22 protein-coding genes are annotated in these 22,011 nt (G+C 65.1%); 16 read left to right on the forward strand and 6 right to left on the reverse strand.

The features are described from left to right. Window positions 1-31: 31 nt before the first annotated feature. The 3 genes from CSQ99_RS15080 to CSQ99_RS15090 all read right to left on the reverse strand — a co-directional run bounded on the left by CSQ99_RS15080 (window position 32) and on the right by CSQ99_RS15090 (window position 2,757). Window positions 32-502 (reverse strand): YciI family protein, encoded by a 471-nt coding sequence (locus tag CSQ99_RS15080; protein ID WP_099039855.1) that lies wholly within the window; start codon window positions 500-502, stop codon window positions 32-34. Between the two features lie 139 nt (window positions 503-641). Then, on the reverse strand, window positions 642-1,553 hold the full coding sequence (locus CSQ99_RS15085; protein WP_099039856.1) for an oxygenase MpaB family protein: 912 nt from the start codon (window positions 1,551-1,553) through the stop codon (window positions 642-644). Then, a complete protein-coding gene (locus tag CSQ99_RS15090; protein WP_099039857.1) occupies window positions 1,528-2,757 on the reverse strand; it encodes an oxygenase MpaB family protein in 1,230 nt (409 codons plus the stop codon). The genes CSQ99_RS15085 and CSQ99_RS15090 overlap by 26 nt, the downstream gene beginning before the upstream one ends. A 101-nt stretch (window positions 2,758-2,858) precedes the next feature. Between CSQ99_RS15090 and CSQ99_RS15095 the strand changes: the two genes are divergently transcribed. The 13 genes from CSQ99_RS15095 (at window position 2,859) to CSQ99_RS15155 (ending at window position 17,547) form a co-directional block, all read left to right on the forward strand. After that, window positions 2,859-3,446, forward strand: coding sequence for a TetR/AcrR family transcriptional regulator (locus CSQ99_RS15095; RefSeq protein ID WP_342746704.1), 588 nt, complete (start codon window positions 2,859-2,861; stop codon window positions 3,444-3,446). Between the two features lie 395 nt (window positions 3,447-3,841). Next, complete coding sequence (locus tag CSQ99_RS15100) at window positions 3,842-4,711, forward strand: MlaE family ABC transporter permease (RefSeq protein WP_099039858.1); 870 nt, start codon at window positions 3,842-3,844, stop codon at window positions 4,709-4,711. Window positions 4,712-4,713: 2 nt separating this feature from the next. Beyond that, window positions 4,714-5,571: an MlaE family ABC transporter permease gene (locus tag CSQ99_RS15105; protein ID WP_099039859.1), complete on the forward strand. Its 858-nt coding sequence runs from the start codon at window positions 4,714-4,716 to the stop codon at window positions 5,569-5,571. 2 nt (window positions 5,572-5,573) lie between these two features. Further along, window positions 5,574-7,172, forward strand: coding sequence for an MlaD family protein (locus CSQ99_RS15110; protein WP_099039860.1), 1,599 nt, complete (start codon window positions 5,574-5,576; stop codon window positions 7,170-7,172). Then, window positions 7,169-8,224, forward strand: a complete 1,056-nt coding sequence (locus CSQ99_RS15115; RefSeq protein WP_099039861.1) for an MlaD family protein — start codon at window positions 7,169-7,171, stop codon at window positions 8,222-8,224. Before CSQ99_RS15110 ends, CSQ99_RS15115 begins: the two co-directional genes overlap by 4 nt. Beyond that, entirely contained in the window at window positions 8,217-9,257 is a 1,041-nt protein-coding gene (locus CSQ99_RS15120; RefSeq protein WP_099039862.1) for an MCE family protein, read from the forward strand. The genes CSQ99_RS15115 and CSQ99_RS15120 overlap by 8 nt, the downstream gene beginning before the upstream one ends. Further along, a complete protein-coding gene (locus CSQ99_RS15125) occupies window positions 9,254-10,363 on the forward strand; it encodes an MCE family protein (protein ID WP_099039863.1) in 1,110 nt (369 codons plus the stop codon). The genes CSQ99_RS15120 and CSQ99_RS15125 overlap by 4 nt, the downstream gene beginning before the upstream one ends. Further along, entirely contained in the window at window positions 10,363-11,628 is a 1,266-nt protein-coding gene (locus CSQ99_RS15130; RefSeq protein ID WP_425437825.1) for an MlaD family protein, read from the forward strand. The genes CSQ99_RS15125 and CSQ99_RS15130 overlap by 1 nt, the downstream gene beginning before the upstream one ends. Further along, on the forward strand, window positions 11,625-12,875 hold the full coding sequence (locus tag CSQ99_RS15135) for an MlaD family protein (protein WP_099039865.1): 1,251 nt from the start codon (window positions 11,625-11,627) through the stop codon (window positions 12,873-12,875). Before CSQ99_RS15130 ends, CSQ99_RS15135 begins: the two co-directional genes overlap by 4 nt. Window positions 12,876-12,901: 26 nt before the next feature. Next, window positions 12,902-13,495: a hypothetical protein gene (locus tag CSQ99_RS15140; protein ID WP_099039866.1), complete on the forward strand. Its 594-nt coding sequence runs from the start codon at window positions 12,902-12,904 to the stop codon at window positions 13,493-13,495. Further along, window positions 13,492-14,301, forward strand: a complete 810-nt coding sequence (locus CSQ99_RS15145) for a mannan-binding protein (RefSeq protein WP_425437826.1) — start codon at window positions 13,492-13,494, stop codon at window positions 14,299-14,301. The genes CSQ99_RS15140 and CSQ99_RS15145 overlap by 4 nt, the downstream gene beginning before the upstream one ends. Window positions 14,302-14,356: 55 nt before the next feature. Beyond that, window positions 14,357-15,964, forward strand: coding sequence for an amidohydrolase (locus tag CSQ99_RS15150; protein ID WP_099039867.1), 1,608 nt, complete (start codon window positions 14,357-14,359; stop codon window positions 15,962-15,964). Window positions 15,965-15,993: 29 nt separating this feature from the next. Beyond that, a complete protein-coding gene (locus tag CSQ99_RS15155; protein WP_099039868.1) occupies window positions 15,994-17,547 on the forward strand; it encodes a long-chain-fatty-acid--CoA ligase in 1,554 nt (517 codons plus the stop codon). Here CSQ99_RS15155 and CSQ99_RS15160 read toward each other — a convergent pair. From CSQ99_RS15160 to CSQ99_RS15170, 3 genes are all read right to left on the reverse strand, one after another. Continuing rightward, window positions 17,544-18,164 (reverse strand): SOUL family heme-binding protein, encoded by a 621-nt coding sequence (locus CSQ99_RS15160; protein ID WP_099039869.1) that lies wholly within the window; start codon window positions 18,162-18,164, stop codon window positions 17,544-17,546. The two genes, CSQ99_RS15155 and CSQ99_RS15160, sit on opposite strands and share 4 nt — an antisense overlap. Then, on the reverse strand, window positions 18,164-18,649 hold the full coding sequence (locus CSQ99_RS15165; RefSeq protein WP_099039870.1) for a TspO/MBR family protein: 486 nt from the start codon (window positions 18,647-18,649) through the stop codon (window positions 18,164-18,166). The genes CSQ99_RS15160 and CSQ99_RS15165 overlap by 1 nt, the downstream gene beginning before the upstream one ends. A gap of 96 nt (window positions 18,650-18,745) precedes the next feature. Beyond that, the gene (locus CSQ99_RS15170) at window positions 18,746-19,237 is read right to left on the reverse strand and encodes a DUF427 domain-containing protein (protein ID WP_099039871.1); all 492 of its coding nucleotides are present in this window, start codon (window positions 19,235-19,237) and stop codon (window positions 18,746-18,748) included. Between the two features lie 27 nt (window positions 19,238-19,264). On the opposite strand from CSQ99_RS15170, the gene CSQ99_RS15175 reads away from it, so the two are divergent. From CSQ99_RS15175 to CSQ99_RS15185, 3 genes are all read left to right on the forward strand, one after another. Further along, the gene (locus CSQ99_RS15175) at window positions 19,265-20,230 is read left to right on the forward strand and encodes an o-succinylbenzoate synthase (RefSeq protein ID WP_099039872.1); all 966 of its coding nucleotides are present in this window, start codon (window positions 19,265-19,267) and stop codon (window positions 20,228-20,230) included. Between the two features lie 62 nt (window positions 20,231-20,292). Then, a complete protein-coding gene (locus tag CSQ99_RS15180) occupies window positions 20,293-21,249 on the forward strand; it encodes a GlxA family transcriptional regulator (RefSeq protein ID WP_099039942.1) in 957 nt (318 codons plus the stop codon). Window positions 21,250-21,267: 18 nt separating this feature from the next. Then, the gene (locus CSQ99_RS15185) at window positions 21,268-21,996 is read left to right on the forward strand and encodes a DJ-1/PfpI family protein (RefSeq protein ID WP_099039873.1); all 729 of its coding nucleotides are present in this window, start codon (window positions 21,268-21,270) and stop codon (window positions 21,994-21,996) included. Window positions 21,997-22,011 lie beyond the last annotated feature (15 nt).

Here is a 22,011-nt window from a genome sequence, read left to right on the forward strand (position 1 = left end):
GCAGCGCCGCTTCGTAGCAGGCCGAGCCGGCTCAGCGACGTGCGAACTTGTCGGCGTCCGCGCGGGCCTGGGCCGCGATCTTCTCGGCCAGCTCGGCCTTCCACTGGATCTCCTTCTGGACCCACGGGTTGTCCTGCGGGAACTCCTCGGTCTCCGACACCCGGCGCACCTCGACCTTGACGCCCTTGCCGAGCGGGATCTTCTGAGCCCACTGCTTGGCTTCCTCCTTCGAGGACACGTCGAGGATCCAGAACCCGTTGAACAGTTCCTTGGCCTCGGTGTACGGGCCGTCGGTGACCACGGGCGGGTCGGAGTTGAAATCGACGACGAAGCCCTCCTCGGGCCCCGTCAGTCCCTCACCGGCGAGCAGCACACCGGCCTTGATGAGCTCCTCGTTGAAGCGGCCCATCTCCTCGATGATCTGGTCGAAATCGATGTTGGCTTCCGCCATGGCCGCCTCGGCCTCGGCGCTGGACCGCATGATCAGCATGTAGCGCGACATTGTTGTCTCCTTCTAGTGGGGAAGGGGCCCGTCTATCGTGCCCTCGTTGACACGTCGAATGGCAACCCACATAAATCGACACTGCCCGAGAAGTTTTTTCATCGAATTTTCCGAACCCCGCGTGAATTGCGCCGACGCCTCAGAACCGAGCGGGAACGTGGCCCGTTTCGCGTACCCAGCCCTTGCGCGCGGCGGGGTACCACTTGAGTGACGCCGGGACGTAGGTCCAGCCCGACCGGATGCTGGCGCGGATGGCTCGATATCGCCGATCGTCTCGCCGGCTCCATGGAATGCCGAATCGGTCGCGGACGAATGCCGGCAGCCCACCGAAGATCACCAATCTCATCGGCGGTGCCAGCGCCGTCCGCACCGGAAGGGTGGGAAGCAACGCATTGGTCAGTGGCCGCAGCCGCGGATGCGTCGGGTAGTCGGGCGACGCGCTCATATCGGGAATCGATCGCCGATTGATGAATTCGATCAGATAGCTCGAGGCGGGGTTCGGAACGAGAACATCGCGGCAGTAGCGTTCGACCTCGCTCTCGAAAGCCGCCCGATCCGGCGGTACGACACTGCCCGTCATCCCGTAACGGCGGTACCACTCGCAGCCCTCGGCATACAGCTGCTCGGTCTGCTCGTCGGTCAGATGGTGACGATCCCAGTACATGGCGAGGCGGTCGACCATGCGCTGAAAGGTGGCGTGCGCCCACCAGAAGGTCTCCGGTTGCAGCGCGTGGTAACGGTCGCCGCCGGGCAATTCGCCCTTGATATTCCGATGAAAGTCGCGAACACGCACTCCGGTGGCGTCTGCATGCTCGCCGTTGTAGATCGTTCCCAAGATTCCCGGCAATGAACGAAACACGCGGTCCACCGGGTCGTCGAAGAAGTCTGAGTGATCGATGAGCCCCTGTCCGACTGCCGGATGCATGGTCTGCAGCAGACCCGCGGTGCCGCCTTCGAAAGCGATGCGCATATCGCCCGCCCACCGCCAAAGCAACGACTCCGGCCCCAGGTCGATCCGCGGCCGGTCAGACGGCGAGTTGTCCGACGTCATGCTTCTGTGCTCCGAAGTATTTTGTCAGCAGCTTCTCGCTCGACCGGTCGCCCCAGCGCAATAAATATGCCCGCCCGAAGCGGGTACGTGAAAGAACCTGGTAGCGAACGCTGTTCTTGGCGAGCGCCGGGAGCACCGCCCAGGGGATCGAACGGGGCAGTTCGAGGTCGCGCATGCCTTCGCCGCGCAAGAAGTAACTGAGCATGCTCAGCAACCGCGCACGTTGGTAGGCACCGCGTATCCGAGACATGTTGGGATAGTGCAGAAACCGCTGCGCGTCGACAATCGCCTGCGCGAGCGGCGGTCCGGCCGCGCTCACGGTGGATTGGGTGATGAGGAAGTGGTAGTTGAGCCGGTGTTGTTGAGCTTCGTTGTCGCACAACCAGTCTTCGTCGACACCCATCAACCAGCCGACGTACTTCCACAGGTGCATGATGGCTTTTGATTCGGACTTGCTGACCCGAACGCCGAGAAGCCGCACCCCCAGCAGCAGGGCGCCGTTGAAGAGCCCCAGGGTGGAGGCCTGGTCGGTCTGATTGATCGGAAGGCCCCACTCGTCGATCTCCCAGCGGCCGTTCGTCTCGAATTGATGGTTCACCAACGCATGCATCAATCGGACGTGGACGGTGAGCTTGAATCCCTCTCCCTGTCGTTGCATGGCGTCGGGCTGGGATACCGACACTGCCCATTTCTGGGTCTCGGCCAGGCGCCGCACGGTCGTGCGGCCGGTCAGCCCGCCGGTTTCGACCAGCAGGTCGGCAGGCCCACCGAATCGGTAGCCGCCGATCAGCGATAGCTGCAGCATCACGTCGGCGGCATTGCTGCCGAGGCGCCGGTAGGCCGCGGCACCTTCATTGATCAGTTGCATGTCCACCCAGTGCGGGATCCGCTCGACCTCGGCGAAGAACTCGCGCAGTGCGCGCGGACAGTCCGGTACGGCGTCGGCCCCGCATTCGAGCGCGGTCTTGAACTGGCCCATGGTGACGCGCTCGGGGTCCTCGGCGTCGCCGATGCGCATGGCGCGGACGAGGGCTGCGCCAACCTCATCGCGCTGCATCAGCCGTTGACCGATCAGCTCGACCAACTCGGGATCGGGACGCATCGTCTTGGTGAGCAGTCGTAGCGGACGCCCCACGCGGCGGTTGCGCTGCGGCGCCGCCATGAAACGACGGGGATGCGACGCCAGCGCCGGTTGTGCGACCATGATCGCATGCTGACACGAGTAATGACTCGCATTCAATTCGCCTTCTGATGGCGAAGGTAGATCCTGCGCTGCGAAGGACGCCGCGCCAGGAGCGTTCCCGCATGATGGTCGATCGCATCCTCGACGCCGGCCAGCAGATGCTGATCACCCACGGTTATGACGGCGCCTCCACCAATCGGATCGCCGCTGCCGCGGGTATCAGTCCCGGCTCGTTGTATCAGTACTTCCCGAACAAGGACGCGATCGCGGCAGCGGTGATCGACCGGTACAGCGACGAGCTCTCCGCTCGCGTCGCGGCCCGGGTGTCCGAACGACTGAGCCGGCCGGCGCCGGACTATGTGCGCGAGTCGATCGCCGCGCTTCTTGACGCCCTCGACGTGCACCCGGAGTTTCTGCGAGCGGTGATGGAGCAGACGCCGCGCCTCGGTACGAGTAGCAAGCTCATTGCGTTCGAGCACCGCATCGGCGACCTCACCAAGGCCTATCTGACGATCAATCAGAAACAGATTCGGCCTGTCGGCTCGCATGACACGGCGGCATGGATGCTGGTGCGAATGGTCGAGCACCTGTGCGTGCGGTACATCCTGGATCAGCCATCCATCGGCCGCGACGAGTTCATCGACGAGCTCACCGTCATGGCACTGAGCTATCTGCGACCATGGCCGGCTCCGCCAGAAGAGTGCTTCTGACGGAACGCGAATTGAACGCGAGCGACCGCTCGTGTCAGCATGTGACCGTGGCTGCTCCACCATGCTTGAAGTGAAAGTGCATGACCGTACCTAAAAGTATTGTTGTCTCGGATGGATGTCATTTGCGGATCGAAAAAGAGTCGCTGAACTCGCAATAGAGCGAAATCGACGCCCAATTGTTGTTCGCGGCATGTCAATTATGTTAATGACTATTCCGAAACTTCTTGACGTTGGTGGGTAGCCAGCCATAGCGTGTCGAGCGGTAGCGAGGTTGCGCTACCGAACGCGCCGACCCGGATCGCCGGGTCGGTTTCGGATCTGGGGGTTGAGGTTGATTCGGCGCAGACCAATGCGACTCGGCGGCTGATCGCCTTGCCGCAAGGGGTTCGAGGCCGTTGACCGCTCCGCCTGCCGGCCGGGCGAAAGCCGGCGACACCGATGACGGCCTCGAAGCCATTCAAGAGTGGAGCGCCGGATACGTTCGCCGCCACCCGTTGGCTTCGCTGGCGACGGTCGGCGACCAGTTCGTCCTCGCCATTCGCACCATCCAGTACTTGTTCGTCGACCTCTTCACGGGTCGCTTTCAATGGCAGGAGTTCGTCCGCCAAGGCGCGTTCATGGCGGGCACCGCGGTGCTCCCGACGGTCCTCGTGGCCCTGCCGATCGGCGTCACCCTGTCGATTCAATTCGCATTGTTGGCCGGCCAGGTGGGCGCCACGTCGCTGGCCGGCGCCGCCAGCGGCCTCGCGGTCATCCGGCAGGCCGCGTCGCTGACGGCCGCGATCCTGATGGCCGCCGCCGTCGGATCGGCGATCACCGCGGATCTCGGCTCGCGCAAGATGCGTGAAGAGACCGACGCGATGGAGGTCATGGGGGTCTCGGTGATCCGGCGCCTAGTGGTGCCGCGCTTCGCCGCAGCCATCATGGTCGGCGTCGCACTCACCGGTGTCGTCTGTTTTGTCGGCTTCTTGGCGAGTTACCTGTTCAACGTCTACTTCCAGAACGGCGCACCGGGAAGCTTCGTCGCCACCTTCGCCTCGTTCGCGACCACCGGGGATCTGATCGTCGCGTTGGTGAAGGCGGTGATCTTCGGCGCGATCGTCGCCGTGGTGTCGTGTCAGAAGGGGATGTCCACCGTCGGTGGTCCGACCGGCGTCGCGAACTCGGTGAACGCGGCGGTCGTCGAATCGATTCTGGTCCTGATGGTCGTCAACGTCGTCATCAGCCAGCTCTACATCATGATGTTCCCGCGGGTGGGTCTGTAGATATGGCAGTCGCCCCTTACCGACCCAAGGTTTTCGTTCCCGCCGTCCGGGCCTACCGGAGATTCATCGTGCCGATCATTCGGCTCGGACACATGCTGGTGTTCTTTGTCAGGGCGCTGACGGGGATACCGGTGGCATTGCGTCACTACCGCAGCGAGTTCGTCCGACTGCTCTCCGATATCTCCTGGGGCAATGGATCTTTGGTGGTCGGCGGCGGCACCGCAGGGGTGGCGGTCGTACTCGGCATCACCGTCGGCGCCCTGGTCGGAATCGAGGGGTACAACTTCCTCGACCTCTTGGGCCTTGGGCCCGCGACGGGAATCATCTCGTCTCTGGTCAACACTCGCGAGCTCGCGCCGATCGCGGCGTCGTTGGCCTTCGCCACCCAGGCCGGTTGCCGGTTCACCGCCCAGCTCGGATCGATGCGCATCGCCGAAGAGATCGACGCGCTCGATTCGTTGGCGATCAGGCCCATTCCCTACCTGGTGACCACGCGTCTGATGGCGTCGGTGGTGGCTGTCGTCCCGCTGTATGTCGCATGCCTCGCCGTGAGCTACCTGACGACACAGGTCGTCGTCTATGTCATCAGCGGAGGCTCGACGGGCTCGTACCTGCATTACTTCTCGCTGATGCTGTCCGGTCAGGACATCATCTACTCATTGATCAAGACCATCATCTTCGTCTGGATCGCCTCGACCGTGCAGTGCTACTACGGCTTCTACGCATCCGGCGGTCCGGAAGGCGTGGGAGTGGCTGCCGGACATGCGATGAGGGCGAGCATCACCGTCGTGATCATGGTCAACATGCTGCTGACGATGGCGCTGTGGTCCGTCGATGCCGGCGCGCGGTTCGGGGGTTGAGGATGTCCAATTCCCTTGACCCGGACGGGCGCGGACCGTCCACCCGCCAGCTGCTGGGCTGCGGTGTGGCCGTCCTCGTGGTCGTAGCGCTGGTCACCGCGACGTTGTTGGTCAAGTCGACGGGTCGGCTCGATCCGTATGTCCGGGTGGTGGCCGACCTCGTCAACGTCGGTGACGGCCTGCCGCAACGGTCCGACGTCAAGTATCACGGTGTGCTCGTCGGGATGGTGGACAGTGTCACTCCGGCTGCCGACGGCAATCCGAACTTCGTTCATATCGACCTCAATCCCCAATATGCACAGTCGATTCCGGCCGATGTAACCGCACGTGTGGTGCCGAGCAATGTCTTCGCGGTGTCCTCGGTTCAGCTCGTGGACCAAGGGTCGGGTCCCGCCATCCGTGCGGGTGCCCACATCCCGGAGGACGTCGAGCTGCCGACGGTGTTGTTCCAGACCACCATCAGCAAGCTGCGTGACATGCTGGCCGCGACAGGGCGGGGCCGTGAAGACAAGACGGTGGGCATCCTCGCGGCGGTGAACGCCGCGACGGAGGGCAAGCGGACCGAATTGCTGGCTTCCGGTGCGCAATTGAACAGATTGATCGATCAGCTCGACTCGATCGTAGCCACCGAACCCGATGAGACGACGGTCTCCGCGCTCATCGATGCGACGCGCGGTCTGCAGTCGGCGGCACCAGAGCTTGTCGACGCGTTGCATCAGGCGGTGGAGCCGATGCAGACCCTCGTCGAGCAGAGCGCGCAGCTCGACGCGCTCATCTCCGGTGGCGTACACACCACGGGCACTACCTACACCGCGTTGAACAACCACGCCGACCGGATGGTCAAGATCACCGGGGAGCTGACGCCGGTGATCGGCGTGCTTGCGCAGACGTCGCACAACTTCGTCCCGGCGTTCGTGAAGCTCAACACGGTGGCCGACAGGTTCTTCGAGCATGTATGGATGCCCGATCGCGATATCGGCAACATGCGGATCAACCTGTCGTTCACACCCACCTACACCTACAGCCGCGCGGATTGCCCGCAGTACGGAGAGCTCAAGGGGCCGAGCTGTTTCACCGCGCCACTGGTTCCGACCCGACCCGAACTGCCCGATGTCCTGATACCGCAGAACTACCAGCCACCACCGGATCTCGCACCACCGCCCGGCACGGTCCTGGGTGAGAACGGGAACCTGGTGGCCGTCGGCCCGCCGTTGATCAACGCGAATCCGAGCCTGGCCGATCCCAATCCGCCACTGCCGTCGTGGATGCCGCCCGCCCCACCGGTGCCGGGAACTGCCAATCCGGCGCTGATACCAACCCCACCGCCGCCGGTGCCGCTGTCACCACCGGCGCCGGTGGCCCCGAAACCATGGCAAGATCCGACGGCGCCGAACACGAGAAGCGCGGGGCAAGCACCGCCGGCGCTACCGGCGCAGGCCGCGCCAGCGTCTTACGGCGGCAACGTCGGGCCGGTCGGCAGCCCACAGGAGCGGGCCCAGTTCGCTCTGCTCACAGGCCAACCGGTGACGAGCGCCACCCAATTGCTGCTCGGTCCGCTCGCTCGCGGGACGACGGTGTCCGCTGTGCAGGAGGCAGGATGAGATACCGCGGGGCGTTCATCGGGCTGGCGCTCTTCATGGTCGTGGCGACCGTGTTGACATGGCTGGTCTATGTCACGCTGCGCCGTGACGTCGCGGGCAGGACGGTGCCCTACGCGGCGGTGTTCACCGATGTGTTCGGCCTGCGCGAGGGTGACGACGTGAGGATGGCGGGCGTTCGCGTCGGTCGCGTCGAAAGCATCGAATTGCAGGGAACTCTGGCGAAGGTCTCGTTCGTCGTACAAGCCGAACAGCAGGTGCTGGGCACCACCGTCGCGTCGGTGACCTACCAGAATATCGTCGGCCAGCGCTATCTCGGCTTGTCACTGGGCAACCTCGGGCAACCGGGACCGCTGCCGCCGGACAGTGTCATCCCGGTGGAGAGAACCGACCCCTCCTTCGACGTCGGTACCCTCCTCAACGGCTACGAACCCCTGTTCAGCCTGCTCAACCCCCGGGACGCCGACAACCTCACCAAGGGCGTCCTGCAATCGCTGCAGGGCGACGCCGGGTCGATCACCGCCCTCGTCGACCAGATCTCGCAGCTGACGGAAGCATTCGCCGGCCGCGACGAGGAACTCGGTGCTGTCATCACCGATCTGAACACTGTGGTGTCGAATCTGGCCAGGCACAACGAAGATCTCGACCACGTACTCACCGAAACCCAAACGGTCGTATCGGATTTCGACGCCCGGCGCCCCGAGCTGGTGGCGTCCACGGGGGCAATCGCGAAAGTGGTGCGGCAGCTGTCGACAATCTCCGATGAGGTCTATCCGTCGCTGAACGAGCTCGTCACCCGAGAGCCGGGATTCGCTTCCCACATGGTCGGCCTCGAGCCGCAGCTGGCGTTCACCGGTGCGAATCTGCCACTGCTGCTCAAGGGATTCGCACGCATCACCAGCGACGGCCCCTACGCCAACGCCTACGCCTGCGACCTCAACATCCAAGGCTTCTTCCCCGGGCTCAACGACGTGATTCCGATCATTGTCGATGCCGCTTCACCGGGGCCAGGGACGCAATACTCGCCGAAGTGCAGGAATATGGCCAATGGCTGATCAATCACCGAAGCGGCGGCGAATACCGCTGGAGGATCGCAACAAGACCTGGCTCGGCGTCATCGCCGTCGCGGTCGTGACGGTGGTGATCGGGGCGATGCTGCTGATCAAGGTGGCCGATGTCGGCTATCGCCACTACACCGCGCAGTTCCTGCAGGCAGCGGCGCTGAAGGTGGGCAATCCGATCACGATCGCGGGCATCCCCGTCGGTGAAGTAACCAGCATGGAGCTGGCTGGCGACCACGTCGAAGCTGGGCTCAAGGTCCGCGACGACATCCCTCTTGGTGCGCAATCCAGCGCGTCGATCAAGGTCACCACCATCCTCGGCTCCCGCTACCTGTCGTTGGAGCCGGCAGGGGAGGGGTCGGTGCCCAACAACACCTTTGACCTCGGGCACACGGAGGTTCCATACGATCTGCAGGAGGCGTTGTCCGACGTCACCACGACCTACGAGCAGGTTGATTCGGACCAGTTCGCTGAAACGCTCGGCGTGCTCGGTAAGCAATTGCAAACGCTCCCGCCGGTCATTCCACAGGCGTTGGCCAATACCAAGACGCTGGCGGAGATCATCGCCCAACGACGCGACCAGTTGGGTTCGCTGCTGAAAACCACCGAGACGGTGACGAATACGTTGCGCCGTCAGCAATCCACCATCGGAACTCTGGTCAGGCAAGGCAATTCGCTCGTCGGCGAGTTCGTGGCCAGGCGTGCGACCTTTCACGCGATGATGGCCGCCCTCACCAACCTCGTCGAAACGCTCAGTGGAATCGTCATCGACGACCGACCGCAACTCGAGGAGTTGTTGCGTAACGTCCGTGAACTGTCGGGCATGCTCGGACAGCACGATGACTTACTGCGCAGCACCTTGCAGTCCGGTCCTGTCGCACTGCGCAATCTGACCAACGCCACCGGTACCGGCAACGCGGTCGGATTCAATGCACCCAATGGCTTGCTCGTCGACTCCTGGATGTGTGCCATCAGCGAGCGCGCCGAGCAGTTCAACATGATTCCGTACTTCCAGGACTGCAAATGAGAACCAAAGTGCTCGCAATCGGTGCCGTCCTGCTCGTCGTGGCGGTGGTGAGCGCCGCGGTTCTATGGAACGTGACGAAGGAGCAACTGGGTACCGTCAAGCTCACCGCCCAGTTCGACAACGCCGCAGGACTTTACGAGAACAACACCGTCGCGGTGCTCGGCATGCCGGTCGGTGAGGTCACCAAGATCACACCCAAGGGTGGATACGTCGAAGTCGAGTTCACCGTGGACAAGGACGTACAGGTACCCGCGGACGCGCAGGCGGTGACCATCTCGAACTCGATCCTCACCGATCGCCAGATCGAGTTGACGCCGCCCTACCGGGGCGGTCCGACGCTGAGCAATGGCGACACCATCGGGCTTAACCGAACCAAGACTCCGGTCGAGTTCGCCCGTGTGCTCGACGTTCTCGACAAGCTGTCGGTTTCGCTGCGCGGTGACGGTCACGGCAACGGCCCGGTCGCCGACCTCGTCAACGCCAGCGCCGCCATCGCCGATGGCAATGGTCAGCAGATGAAGGATTCCCTCGGTGAGTTGTCGGCAGCCCTGCGGCTCAGCGCAGACGGCGGTGAGGTGACCCGCGACCAGTTGACGACCATCATCCGCAACGTCAGTTCTCTGCTCGACGCCGCCGCCGCCAACGATGCGACGCTTCGCGAGTTCGGATCGAACGTCAATGTACTCAGCCAGGTCATCGCCGACGAGGATCTGGGAAGTGGAACCACCGGTAAGAAGTTGAACGAGGTGCTCGTCCAGACGGGCGAGGTTCTCGAGGCCAACCGCGACAACATCAAGGGCATCGTCGACAACGCCAACACAGTGTCGGGCACGACCGTGGAACACCAGCGCGATCTCGCGGAGTTCCTCGATCTGGCGCCGATGACGCTGGACAACATCTACAACATCATCGATCAGCGCAACGGTTCCATCCGGGCCAAGGTGCTCACCGACCGTGTGCTCTTCGACTCTCAGACGATGAAGGAAGTCTGCAACATGATGGGTCTGCGCCAGCTCGGCTGCAGCACAGGCACATTGCAGGACTTTGGGCCGGACTACGGGCTGACCTACATGCTTGACGGCCTCGCCGCGATGGGACAGAAATGATGGCCGGCCGCAGAGTGGCCGCGCTGGCCGCAGCTGTATGCCTGACCGTATCCAGTTGTGCTTCAGAAGGTTTGGCGAGCCTGCCGCTACCCGCCCCCGGCGTCGGCACCGGCGGTTACACGCTGACTGCCGTGTTCTCCAACACGCTCAACCTGCCTGCCAACGCAAAGGTCAAGCTTGCCGGTGCCGACGTCGGCCAACTTGAATCGATGGTGGCCCGTAACTACACCGCGGTGACCACGTTGCGGATCATGGACGGGGTGCGGCTGCCGAAGGGCAGCACCGCCGAGCTACGGTCGGCGACTCCGCTCGGCGACGTGTTCGTCGCGCTCAAGCCGCCGAGTCCTGCCGAACCTGATGCGCCGCTGCTGAAGGACGGCGACACCATCGATCTGGAAGCGACGACGGCGGCCGCCACGGTCGAGTCGGTGCTCAGTTCGGCCTCGATATTGGTCAACGGCGGCGCGGTGCGAAACTTCACCAACATCGTCAACGGCCTCGGCAAGGCGACCGGGGATCAGGGCCAGGCCTTCGGCGCCCTCATCCGTAAGACGAACCGCACCTTCGGAACGCTCAATGCGCGGTCGGAACAGATCGCCACCGCGATGACCGAAACGTCGCGACTTGTCGATGTCATCGAGGCCAAGAACCAGGCGGTCAGCGATGTCCTGGCGGAGGCCCGCCCCGCCACCGACACCCTGGCCGTCCATACGACTGAGATAGCCGACCTCGTCGTGCAGGTCGGTGCCGTCTCCGATCAGCTGCGCAAGTTCCCGTCGATCGCAGGCACCGACAGCAGCGGCCGAAGCGTGATCGCCGATGCCAACGAAGTCGCGCGGTCGTGGAACGACGTGGTGCTGACCCCCGACGCCACGCTGTATTCGCTGAACCGGCTGATGCCACCGTTCGTGAAGTCGACCACCAGTACTGCGCTGGCGGTCAATGGCAGCATCGACCGACTGGTTCTGGGATCCATCCCCGACATCGGGTTCGCCGGTGACCCTGGGTTGCACGGCCCGAAGCGGTACAACTGGCATCAGCTTGTCGGAACGGTTCAGTACACGCTTTACCGGTTGCAGGAACGGATCGTCGGCAAGGGGCCCGGCGTCCCGCAGGTACCGGTGATCCCCAACCCGGACGTCCCGGGAGAGGTGATGATCGCGCCGCCGCCGCCACCCGGTGTGCTGCCGCCGGTCCTGCCGCCGCCGCCCGGTGTGCAGCCGCCGCCAGCCGCCGTCCCGGTAGTCCCGCCGAGGACGCCATGATCGCCGCGACCGCCAATCGCATCGTCGCTGTCGTGCGTGCCTGCCATCGCCGGAAGGCGTGGCTGTCCGCGGGTGCGCTGATCCTCACGCTGGTCGTGGCCGCCGGATACCTGTCTCTCGGGGCCCTGCAGGTGAATCCGCTGGCGTCGACCTACCGGGTGACCATCGAACTGCCGGAGTCGGCGGGGCTGCTCCCGAATCAGGACGTCACGCTGCGTGGTGTGCGGGTAGGGCGGGTGGATCGGCTCGATATCACACCGTCAGGCGTCAATGCCGTTGTCAACGTCATCTCTACGGTGCACATCCCGGAGTCCAGCGACGTACGCGTATCGGGACTTTCGCCCGCAGGTGAGCAGTACATCGACTTCGTAGCGCAGTCCAATGACGGGCCTTATCTGGGTGACGGCGCCGTCGTCACCCAGGGCAGGGCCACCGTCCCGGTCAGCCTGGCGGAGCTGCTCGCCAATGCCGACGGCATGCTGGCCCAGGTCGACACGGCCAAGATCGAGCTCATCAAACGCGAACTGAGCCTGAGCAAGGACGGGCCCCGCAAGCTCGCCGACATCGTCAGCGGCGGCACGTTCCTGCTGTCCACCCTCGACTCGGTACTTCCGGAAACCACCAGCGTCCTGCGTAACAGCCGCACGACGTTCACCCTCGTCGCCGACAAGAACGCCGGAATCGACGTCGCCGCAGACAATCTCAGCGAAAGCTTTGCGGGGATAACCAAGATGCGGGATGGCTATCGCAGACTCACCAATGAGGCGCCGGGCGCCCTGTCGGACGTCGATGCGTTGTTCATCGACAACTCCGACACCATGGTGCAGTTGCTCGGGAACCTGACCACCACATCGCGACTGCTCTACCTTCGTGTTCCCGCGCTGAACGCGCTGTTTCCGACCTATCGCACGTCGGTACTGGACGCGATCGGCAGCACCTTGCACGACAACGGACTGTGGGCGACTGCAGACCCCTACCCGCAGTACTTCTGTGACTACGGAACGCCGCGTCTGCCACCGTCTTCGGCCGACTTTCCCGAGCCGTTCATGTACACCTACTGCCGCGACGATCACCCGGGTGTGCTGGTTCGCGGAGCGAAGAATGCGCCGCGCCCCGCCGACGACGACACTGCCGGGCCGCCACCGGGCGCCGACCTCGGTCGCCAGACCGATCCGACACCCAAGGGCCGCTTCACGATTCCCACGCCCTATGGCGGCCCCACTCTGCCCATCGAGCCACCGCGCTGACTCGCACTACCTGTGAGGAGAAGTAGATGACAGTGACCACCGAGAAGAAGCACGACCCCGATACAGACGAAAAGCCCGACGCTGCAGAAGTGGATGTCGAGGAGACCGCCGACGAGACCGCCGACGAACAGCCCAGGGGTCGGCGATGGCCGCGTGTGCTCATCGGCTCGGCAATCTCGATCTTCATTGCCGCACTTGCAGGTTCGGGATTTCTTGGATGGCAATTGTGGCAGGAGCGCCAGGTCGACCTGGCCGGTGAGCAAGCCCAGCAAGCCGCGGTCGCGTACGCGCAGGTGCTGACGAGCATCGACGCGAACAAGGTCGACGAGAACTTCGCTCAGGTCCTCGACGGCTCCACCGGCGAGTTCAAGGACATGTACTCGCAGTCGAGCATGCAGCTGAGGCAACTGCTCATCGACAACAAGGCGTCGGCGCACGGTGTCGTCGTGGATTCGGCCGTGCAGTCCGCGTCCAAGGACACGGTCGTGGTGCTGCTGTTCGTCGACCAGTCCGTGTCGAACACCAGCGTGCCCGATCCTCGAGTCGACCGCAGCAGGATAAAGATGACGATGGAGAACGTCGACGGGCATTGGCGCGCAAGTAAAGTCGAGCTACCGTGATTCTGCGCCGCCTGAATCTGGGTAGCGTGATAGCTCTGGCGGCTGCGGCTGTGGTCGCCACCGCACCCGCCGCGTCGGCATCAGCGCCGGGCTTTTGTAGTGAGCTGGGCGGTCAGTGGGACGGGCAGTTCTGCAGCACGTCGGTGGAGTCGGAGCGCAAGGCGGTTCGCACCATCAAGATGGCGTTGCCCGGCGATCTGGTGGGCAACCCCACGATCCGGGAGTACCTGACCAACCTGATGAACAACTGGCGCAACGCGGCGCAGAAGATGGCCCAAGACAGCTTCGGCGAGCAGCAATTCCAGATCTTCCAGCACGGGGACGCGATGACGGTCGTTTTCCACGAGATGTACTCGGGCACCGTCGGTACCGACGCCCTCGCACACCCGAACGCGCCCATCATCAGCGACGCCTACCGCACTTTCACCTTCGCGGGCGGGCGACAGTTGAAGCTGGCCGACCTGTTCAAACCGGGAGTCGACCACGGTGCCGAGATCCCGCGTTTAGGTGCGCCGTTCATTGTCGCGGCCCTCGATTCCGCGCCGCCGCCGCACCAGCCTGGCACCTATCCGTTCACCCCGGACCGCTGGACCGCGGACAAGGTGTACTCCGGTGGCTACCGGGCATGGGCGCTGACGCCCGGTGAGTTGATTCTCTACATGCCCGACTATCCGGTCGGTCACGACACCCCATTGGATTACACGGTCGGCCGCATGCAGTGGGCGATGGACGGCGGCACCGTGCAGGCCCACATCCCGCTCGCGGCGTTGGCGCCGGTGCTGCGGCCCGAGTTCGGCGGGGCCTGACCTTTTCGCTGCCGAAGTCCGCTCCGGCCCGACCCTGCGCGGCCATACTGGGCCGATGTCCACAGCGGATCTCGTGCTCACCGGAACTGTCCTCACCGTCAACGAAGCGCAGCCGACCGCCGAGGCGATCGCCGTGGCGGACGGCCGCATCGTGGCGGTCGGGACGCGGGGCGAGGTCAACGCGTGGATCGGCCCGGAAACGCGAACAGTGGATCTCGGGGGCAGCTGCGTGATGCCGGGTCTCGTCGAGGCGCACGGGCATCCGCTGATGGAGGCCATCGTGCTGTCGGACCGGATGGTCGACATCCGCCCGGTGACACTGCCGAATGCCGACGACGTCGTTGCGGCGATCAAAGCCGAGGTCGCCAGGCGGGGCGCCGACGGCGCCTACCTCAACGGCTGGGACGCGCTGTTGCAGCACGGCCTGCCCGACCCGACGCTCGCCTGGCTCGACGGCGTCGCCTCCGAAACCGCACTGGTCATCGTCCACAACTCCGGCCACAAGGCCTACTTCAACTCCGCGGCCGCGGCGCGCGTCGGCCTCACCCGCGACACCCCTGACCCAAAGGGGGCCAAATACGGGCGGGACGGGAACGGCGACCTCAACGGGACAGCCGAGGAGATCCAGGCGGTATTCCCATTGCTCGCAGGGGCGATCCAGCCCAGCGATTACCCCGCGATGCTGCACGCCGAACTCGGCCGGCTGAACCGCGCCGGGCTGACGACGTGTTCGGAGATGGCGTTCGACCCGATGTTCCGATCAATGGTCGAGCAGATGCGCGACGAACTGACGGTTCGGCTGCGCGTCTACGAGATGTCCACCGCCGCGATGGCCACCGACCAGGTGCCCGACAACGGCGACGACATGTTCCGGCAAGCGGGGATCAAAATCTGGGTCGACGGGTCCCCGTGGATCGGCAACATCGACCTGACGTTCCCGTATCTCGACACCGAGGCGACCCGCAGCATCGGCATCCCGAAAGGATCGTGCGGCTGCGCGAACTACACCCGCGAACAGCTGACCGAGATCGTCGGCGCCTACTTCCCGAAGGGCTGGCAGATGGCGTGCCACGTCCAGGGTGATGCGGGTGCCGACACCATCCTCGACGTCTACGAGGAGGCCCTGCGCTCCCACCCTCGCGACGACCATCGGCTGCGGCTCGAACACGTCGGCGCGATCCGCGACGACCAACTGCAACGCGCCCACGATCTCGGCGTGACCTGCAGTCTGTTCGTCGACCAGATTCATTACTGGGGTGACGTCGTCGTCGACGACCTCTTCGGCCCCGAGCGCGGAAACCGTTGGATGCCATGCGGTTCGGCGATGGCGACGGGTATGCGCATCTCGCTGCACAATGACCCGCCCGTCACACCCGAGGAGCCGCTGCGCAACATCAGCGTGGCCGTCACCCGCACCGCGCCGAGCGGCCGGGTGATCGGTCCCGAGCAGCGGATCACGGTCGATCAGGCGATCCGCGCCCAGACCATCGACGCGGCCTGGCAACTGCACTCCGACGATGTCGTCGGTTCGCTGGAAGTCGGCAAGTACGCCGACCTGGTGGTGCTGTCGGCCGATCCGCGTTCCGTGCCGCCCGAGACGATCGCCGACCTCGAGGTCCTGGGGACGTTTTTGGCGGGACGGCAGGTATATGGCGAACTTTGATTGACAACCGTGGTTGTCATGGCACGCTCATGGACATGTCTGCAGCCCTGGCCGAACCCCGATTCCTCGACGAACGCACGGCCCACTGGGCCGAGACAAAGCCCGACGCCGAGGCGTTCGATTATCTCGACCGATCTTGGACGTGGGCGCAGTGGAATGACCGCGTTCGCCGGCTGGCGGGTGCGCTGCAGGAGCGTGGCGTCAAGCGCGGCGACGTGGTGGCGTTCCTGGACAAGAACCACCCCGCCTGCGTGGAGCTGACGCTGGCCGCCGCGTCACTGGGTGCGGCCAACGCGATCATCAACTTCCGGCTGGCTGCCGACGAGCTCGACTACGTGCTCAACGATTCCGGCGCCAAGCTCCTGATCGTCGGCAAGGACCTGCGGGAGAACATCGACAAGATTCGCGACAAGCTCACCCATGTCGAGCACGTCATCGAGGTGACGCCGGAGGGCGGTGACGGCGACGAATACGAGGCGATGCTGGCGGCGGCCACCGCAACGGGCCGAGCGGACGATGTCGAACCCGACGACGTCGCGATCATCATGTATTCGTCAGGCACAACGGGCAAGCCGAAGGGTGTGCAGCTGACGCAGGCGAACATCATCGCGCACACGGTGAATGCGCACGAGGGGTTCGAGTTCGACGAGGGCGACAAGAACATGGTGTCGATGCCGCTGTTCCATGTCGGCGGTTCGTCCTACGTGCAGTTCGGAATTCACGACGGCTTCCCCAGCGTGATGACCCGCGAGGTCGACGGCGCTTCACTGGCCGGCGCGATCTTCAAGGGCGCCAACCGGACATTCCTGGTGCCCGCGGTGCTGGCCAAGGTGCTCGACTCCGGTGAGGATGCCGTCAAGCTGTTCGGATCGCTGAAGACGTTCGCCTACGGCGCTTCGCCGATGCCGCTTCCGTTGCTGCGTCGGGCGCTGGAAGCCTGGCCGAACACCGATTTCATGCAGGCGTACGGGCTGACCGAACTGTGCGGCGTCATCAGCCACCTGCTTCCCGAGGCGCACCGCGACCCGGGCAAGGAGGAGCGGCTCTCGAGTGCGGGGACGCTGGTGCCCAGCGCGGAGGTGCGGGTGGTCGATCCCGACACCCTCGAGGACGTGCCGGAAGGTGAGCAGGGCGAATTATGGTTCCGCTCACCACAGTTGATGAAGGGCTATCACAACAAGGCGGAGGCGACGGAGGAGTCGATCACCGAGGACGGCTGGTTCCGCACCGGTGACATCGGCCGCGTCGACGACGGCGGCTACATCTTCGTCGAGGACCGGCTCAAGGACATGATCATCTCCGGCGGCGAGAACATCTACTCGATCGAAGTGGAGCGGGTCCTGGCCGAGCATCCCGCGGTCGTCGATGTCGCGATCATCGGGATACCCGACGATAAGTGGGGCGAGGTCGTCAAAGCCGTTGTCCAGCTTGACGGTGAGGTCACCGAGGCCGAACTGATCGCCTTCGCCAGAGAGCGGTTGGCCGCCTACAAGTGCCCGAAGTCCGTCGATGTCCACGACGAGTTGCCGCGGAACCCGACCGGGAAGATCCTCAAGAAGGATCTGCGCAAGCAGTACTCCTAAGGCATAACCGGGATCGCGATCTCGTTGCGCCGCCGGAACGGCAACGTCCACGGCGGGTCATAGAACCACGCAACCGGCTCGCCGACCGCCTGGATGTCGTTGTCGCCCAGGGTTCTCCGCAGCTCGTCGGTACGGTCGGCAACTGCTTGCGGACTCCGGTCGCCGCTGAATCGGAGCACGGCGACCGTCTCGCCGGGGACTGGCACGAGTCGGACCTTCTCGTCGTCGGGCTCGGGAAGGGTGTCCATCGTCCACTTCGACGGCATGAAAAACCGGATCACCGACTCGCCGGCAGCGTTTCTGGACTGGGCGACCGGAGCGGTCATGGCAATCGCGTCTCCGCGCTGCTGGCTGACCGGCGCGGTCATCGCGATCTGCTCGTCGCGGTGATTGGCCCCGAAGATATAGCCGGCCAAGCGCCGAAATCCGATGCTTCTGGCCCGCTCGTCGTCGGCGGTCACCGTCGTTTCGGCGGCGATCCGCGGGCCGTAGCGGCGCAACTCCACCCGGTCGGTCAACTTGCTGGCCAGATGGTGAGGCTCTTCGGTCCCGATCCGCACGCCGACGATCGAGAGAACCGATTCGACGGCTTGGCCCGGTATGTCGATCAGCCGCATCAGCGCCGCCTGTTCAGAGCCCAGATATGGGTCGAGAGCGCCGTGGCGAACGCGCACCATGCGGGATAGGCGGCCAGGGGAGCGGCCTTGGCACCCTGCACGGCCATCGAGCGTCTGGTGAGGTCCACGCTGCTGGCTGTGAGAGCGGCCGCGGCGATCGCGGACGTGCCGAGCCGTCGCTGGTTGAAGAACAGCCAGGACCAACTGCCGTTGAGCACCAGGTTCGACACCAGCGCGGCGATGTACGCGCGACGCTGTTGCTGCTGGCCGCGTTGTTCGAGTTCATCCAGCGTGGCGGCGGAGGTGACCGCGATATTCGCGTACAACACCGGCCACACAATCGGAAACGCCTGGCGCGGAGGCTGATAGGGCGGCTTCTTCAACTTCTCGTACCACGCCGACTGCGCCGGGCGGCTCGCCAGGCCGCCGATGACAGCTGTCGCCGCGGTCGCCAACGCGGTTCCTGCGATCGTTCCTGCCTTCAAGATCTGCTCCTCGTGACTTCGTTAAGTTTCTTAACTATATCCAGGTCGTGGCGATCTAAACCTCGGCCAAAAGTGACCGGTCGATGACCAATGAGGTCACCAGCCCGTCGAGCCAGGCACTCCTTTGAAGGGGCCCGCGACCCGACTCGTGATCCACCCGCCGTAAAAGCCCCCTGGCTGCGGAATCACCTCTTCCCCGTCGACGGTGCAGCGGTCCACCAGTGCGGGCATCACGGCGAGAGCGCCGGCGATCGCGGCGAATCCTCCGGTCGGCGAAACATAGGTCCACGCCGCTCTTGACGCGATCCGCTGCGGGCTGACGAGATCGAAATAGCTCGCTTGCCCCTTCCACTCGCACCATGAGGAGCCGGCCGTCGCGCGCAGACTGCCATCGATGAAACTGCTGGCAGGCAGGTAGTACGTCGGTGGATGGCTGGTCTCGAGGACGCGCCACGCCGCCGTCGTCGATGCGATCACGACGCCACCGAGTTCGACGGTGACCGAACCGCGGAACTCCTCCAACCGCGGCGGCCGCGGGTAATCCCACACCGACTCCTGGCCGGGCTGCGGCTTGTCGGGGACGGGCATGTCACCACTGTAGGGCCGCGGTGCAGTATGGAGACCGTGCCGCAGCTCGACGACCTCCTGGACCGGCTGCATGTCGTCTCGCTTCCGATGCGAGTTCGGTTCCGCGGCATCACCGTTCGGGAGGTTGCGCTCATCGAGGGGCCGCTGGGCTGGGGTGAGTTCGGGGCGTTCGCAGAATACGCGCCGCCCGAGGCGGCGCACTGGCTCGCGTCGGCCATCGAGGCCGCCTACCAGGCACCGCCCGACGTTCACCGCGATCGCATTCCCATCAACGCCACCGTCCCTGCCGTCGCGACCGAGCAGGTGCCCGAGGTGCTCGCCCGGTTTCCCGGCGCGCGCACCGCGAAGGTCAAAGTGGCCGAGCCCGGTCAGTCCCTCGCCGACGACGTGGCGCGCGTCAACGCCGTTCGGGCGCTGGTGCCGACGGTGCGCGTCGACGCCAATGGCGGCTGGAGCGTCGACGAGGCCGCCGCCGCGGCCGTCGCATTGACCGCCGACGGGCCACTCGAGTACCTCGAGCAGCCCTGCGCGACGGTGTCCGAACTGGCCGCGCTGCGGCGCCGGGTCGCCGTGCCGATCGCCGCCGATGAAAGCATCCGCAAGGCCGACGACCCGCTGCATGTCGTGCGGTCCGGGGCCGCCGACATCGCGGTCCTCAAGGTCGCGCCGCTGGGCGGCGTCACCCGAATGCTCGAGATCGCCGATCAGATCGACATCCCGATCGTGGTGTCCAGCGCGCTCGACTCGGCGGTGGGCATCGGGCGCGGACTGCTTGCGGCCGCGGCGCTGCCCGACCTGCGGTATGCCTGTGGCCTGGGTACGGGTGGTCTTTTCGTCGACGACATTGCCGAGCCGGTCGTACCCGTCGACGGGTTTCTGCCGGTCGCAGCCGTGCGGCCGGATCCGGCACGGCTGGCCGCGCTGACCGCGTCGCCCGAGCGCCGCCGGTGGTGGATCGACCGGATCAAGGCCTGCCAACCGCTGATGTCCTAATCTGTGGGGGCCCGGGCCTAGACGCCACGGCATCGCTCGCCAACACTGAATGCGTGCGGTCGGTGGTGATCCTCGGATTTCCGGGCGTCCAGGCTCTCGACCTGGTCGGCCCGTTCGACGTGTTCACCGGCGCGACCATCGCGCTGGCCGGTCAGGGCCGTGCGGACGAGGGCTACACGGTCAGCGTGGTCACCCGCACCGGGGAACCCGCCGCCACCCACACCGGACTCGCTCTGGTCGCCCAGCCCTTCCCCGATCCGCGTGCACCGATCGACACGCTCGTCCTGCCCGGCGGTATGGGCGTGGACGATGCGCGGCGGGACCCCGACACCATCGGATGGATCCGGATCGCCGCCGAGCAGTCGCGCCGCGTCGTCAGCGTGTGCACGGGTGCGTTCATCGCCGCGCAAGCCGGTCTGGTCGACGGCTGCGTCGCAACCACGCACTGGGCGTTCGCCGCACAGATGGCGCGCGAATTCCCCGCCGTGACCGTCGATCCCGAACCGATCTTCGTGCGCAGCTCCGAGCAGGTCTGGACGGCAGCGGGCGTCACGGCGGGCATCGACCTGACACTGTCGCTCGTCGAGGACGACTACGGCACCGACGTCGCGCAGACGGTCGCGCGCTGGATGGTGATGTACCTGCGACGGCCCGGTGGTCAGACGCAGTTCGCCGCCCCGGTGTGGATGCCGCGCGCCAAGAGGGCCCCGATCCGCGACGTGCAGAACGCCATCGAGGCCGAACCCGGTGGTGCGCACAGTATTCCCGACCTCGCTCGCCGCGCCTCGATGAGTCCGCGGCACTTCACTCGGGTGTTCACCGACGAAGTCGGGGAGGCGCCGGGAGCCTACGTCGAGCGGATCCGCACCGAGGCTGCCCGCCGGCAACTCGAGGAGACCGATGACACCGTGACAGTCATCGCAGCCCGCTGCGGCTTCGGTAGCGCCGAGACGCTACGCCGCAATTTCGTTCGTCGACTGGGCATCTCGCCCGATCAGTACCGCAAGACGTTCGCCTAATAAAGGAGATGGCTCGAAATGTCCCAGCAGATCGCGATCATGGTGTACCCCGGATTCACCGCACTGGACTTCATCGGCCCCTACGAAGTGCTGCGCAATCTGCCCGATGCCGAGGTGCGATTCGTATGGCACGAACCCGGTCCGATCGCCGCGGACTCCGGTGTGCTGCTCGTCGGCGCCACACATTCGTTCGACGAGACTCCCAATCCTGACATCATTTTGGTGCCAGGAGGGATGGCCACCTTCGAGCACGCCCGCGATGAGAAGGTGCTCGACTGGGTGCGCAAGGCCCACGAGACGTCCACCTGGACGACGTCGGTGTGCTCAGGCTCGGTGATCCTCGCCGCCGCGGGCATCCTCGACGGCCGCCGCGCCACGTCGCACTGGCTGGTGCTGCCGATGCTGAAGCCGTTCGGCGTCGAGGCCGTCGACGACGAGCGGATCGTCCGCGAAGGCAAGATCGTGACCGCGGCCGGCGTCTCGGCCGGTATCGATCTCGGGCTTTGGCTGTTCGGCCAGATCTGCGGCGACGCCAAGGCCAAGGCCGTGCAGCTGGTGATCGAGTACGACCCGCAGCCGCCCTACGACTCCGGCCATATGTCGAAGGCCTCGGCGGCGACCAAGGCGGCCGCCACCGCCGCGTTGAGCGTGGAGACCATCAAGGGGCATCAGCTGGCGCCGACGGTGCAGCTGCTGTGGGGAGCTGCGATCGACCGCGTGCGCAAACTTGCGAATTCGGCGCGCTGATCAACCGTGAGGGTG

The organism is Mycobacterium neglectum (assembly GCF_002591975.1).
Classification (GTDB): Bacteria; Actinomycetota; Actinomycetes; order Mycobacteriales; family Mycobacteriaceae; genus Mycobacterium; species Mycobacterium neglectum.

Coding starts and splice junctions, on each gene's coding strand:
- CSQ99_RS15105 (WP_099039859.1), top strand. CDS start 4,714: ATGGCAGTCGCCCCTTACCGACCCAAGGTTTTCGTTCCCGCCGTCCGG.
- CSQ99_RS15085 (WP_099039856.1), bottom strand. CDS start 1,553: ATGACGTCGGACAACTCGCCGTCTGACCGGCCGCGGATCGACCTGGGG.
- CSQ99_RS15115 (WP_099039861.1), top strand. CDS start 7,169: ATGAGATACCGCGGGGCGTTCATCGGGCTGGCGCTCTTCATGGTCGTG.
- CSQ99_RS15140 (WP_099039866.1), top strand. CDS start 12,902: ATGACAGTGACCACCGAGAAGAAGCACGACCCCGATACAGACGAAAAG.
- CSQ99_RS15130 (WP_425437825.1), top strand. CDS start 10,363: ATGGCCGGCCGCAGAGTGGCCGCGCTGGCCGCAGCTGTATGCCTGACC.
- CSQ99_RS15090 (WP_099039857.1), bottom strand. CDS start 2,757: ATGGTCGCACAACCGGCGCTGGCGTCGCATCCCCGTCGTTTCATGGCG.
- CSQ99_RS15155 (WP_099039868.1), top strand. CDS start 15,994: ATGGACATGTCTGCAGCCCTGGCCGAACCCCGATTCCTCGACGAACGC.
- CSQ99_RS15170 (WP_099039871.1), bottom strand. CDS start 19,237: ATGCCCGTCCCCGACAAGCCGCAGCCCGGCCAGGAGTCGGTGTGGGAT.
- CSQ99_RS15120 (WP_099039862.1), top strand. CDS start 8,217: ATGGCTGATCAATCACCGAAGCGGCGGCGAATACCGCTGGAGGATCGC.
- CSQ99_RS15185 (WP_099039873.1), top strand. CDS start 21,268: ATGTCCCAGCAGATCGCGATCATGGTGTACCCCGGATTCACCGCACTG.
- CSQ99_RS15125 (WP_099039863.1), top strand. CDS start 9,254: ATGAGAACCAAAGTGCTCGCAATCGGTGCCGTCCTGCTCGTCGTGGCG.
- CSQ99_RS15095 (WP_342746704.1), top strand. CDS start 2,859: ATGATGGTCGATCGCATCCTCGACGCCGGCCAGCAGATGCTGATCACC.
- CSQ99_RS15135 (WP_099039865.1), top strand. CDS start 11,625: ATGATCGCCGCGACCGCCAATCGCATCGTCGCTGTCGTGCGTGCCTGC.
- CSQ99_RS15175 (WP_099039872.1), top strand. CDS start 19,265: ATGGAGACCGTGCCGCAGCTCGACGACCTCCTGGACCGGCTGCATGTC.
- CSQ99_RS15150 (WP_099039867.1), top strand. CDS start 14,357: ATGTCCACAGCGGATCTCGTGCTCACCGGAACTGTCCTCACCGTCAAC.
- CSQ99_RS15110 (WP_099039860.1), top strand. CDS start 5,574: ATGTCCAATTCCCTTGACCCGGACGGGCGCGGACCGTCCACCCGCCAG.
- CSQ99_RS15080 (WP_099039855.1), bottom strand. CDS start 502: ATGTCGCGCTACATGCTGATCATGCGGTCCAGCGCCGAGGCCGAGGCG.
- CSQ99_RS15160 (WP_099039869.1), bottom strand. CDS start 18,164: ATGCGGCTGATCGACATACCGGGCCAAGCCGTCGAATCGGTTCTCTCG.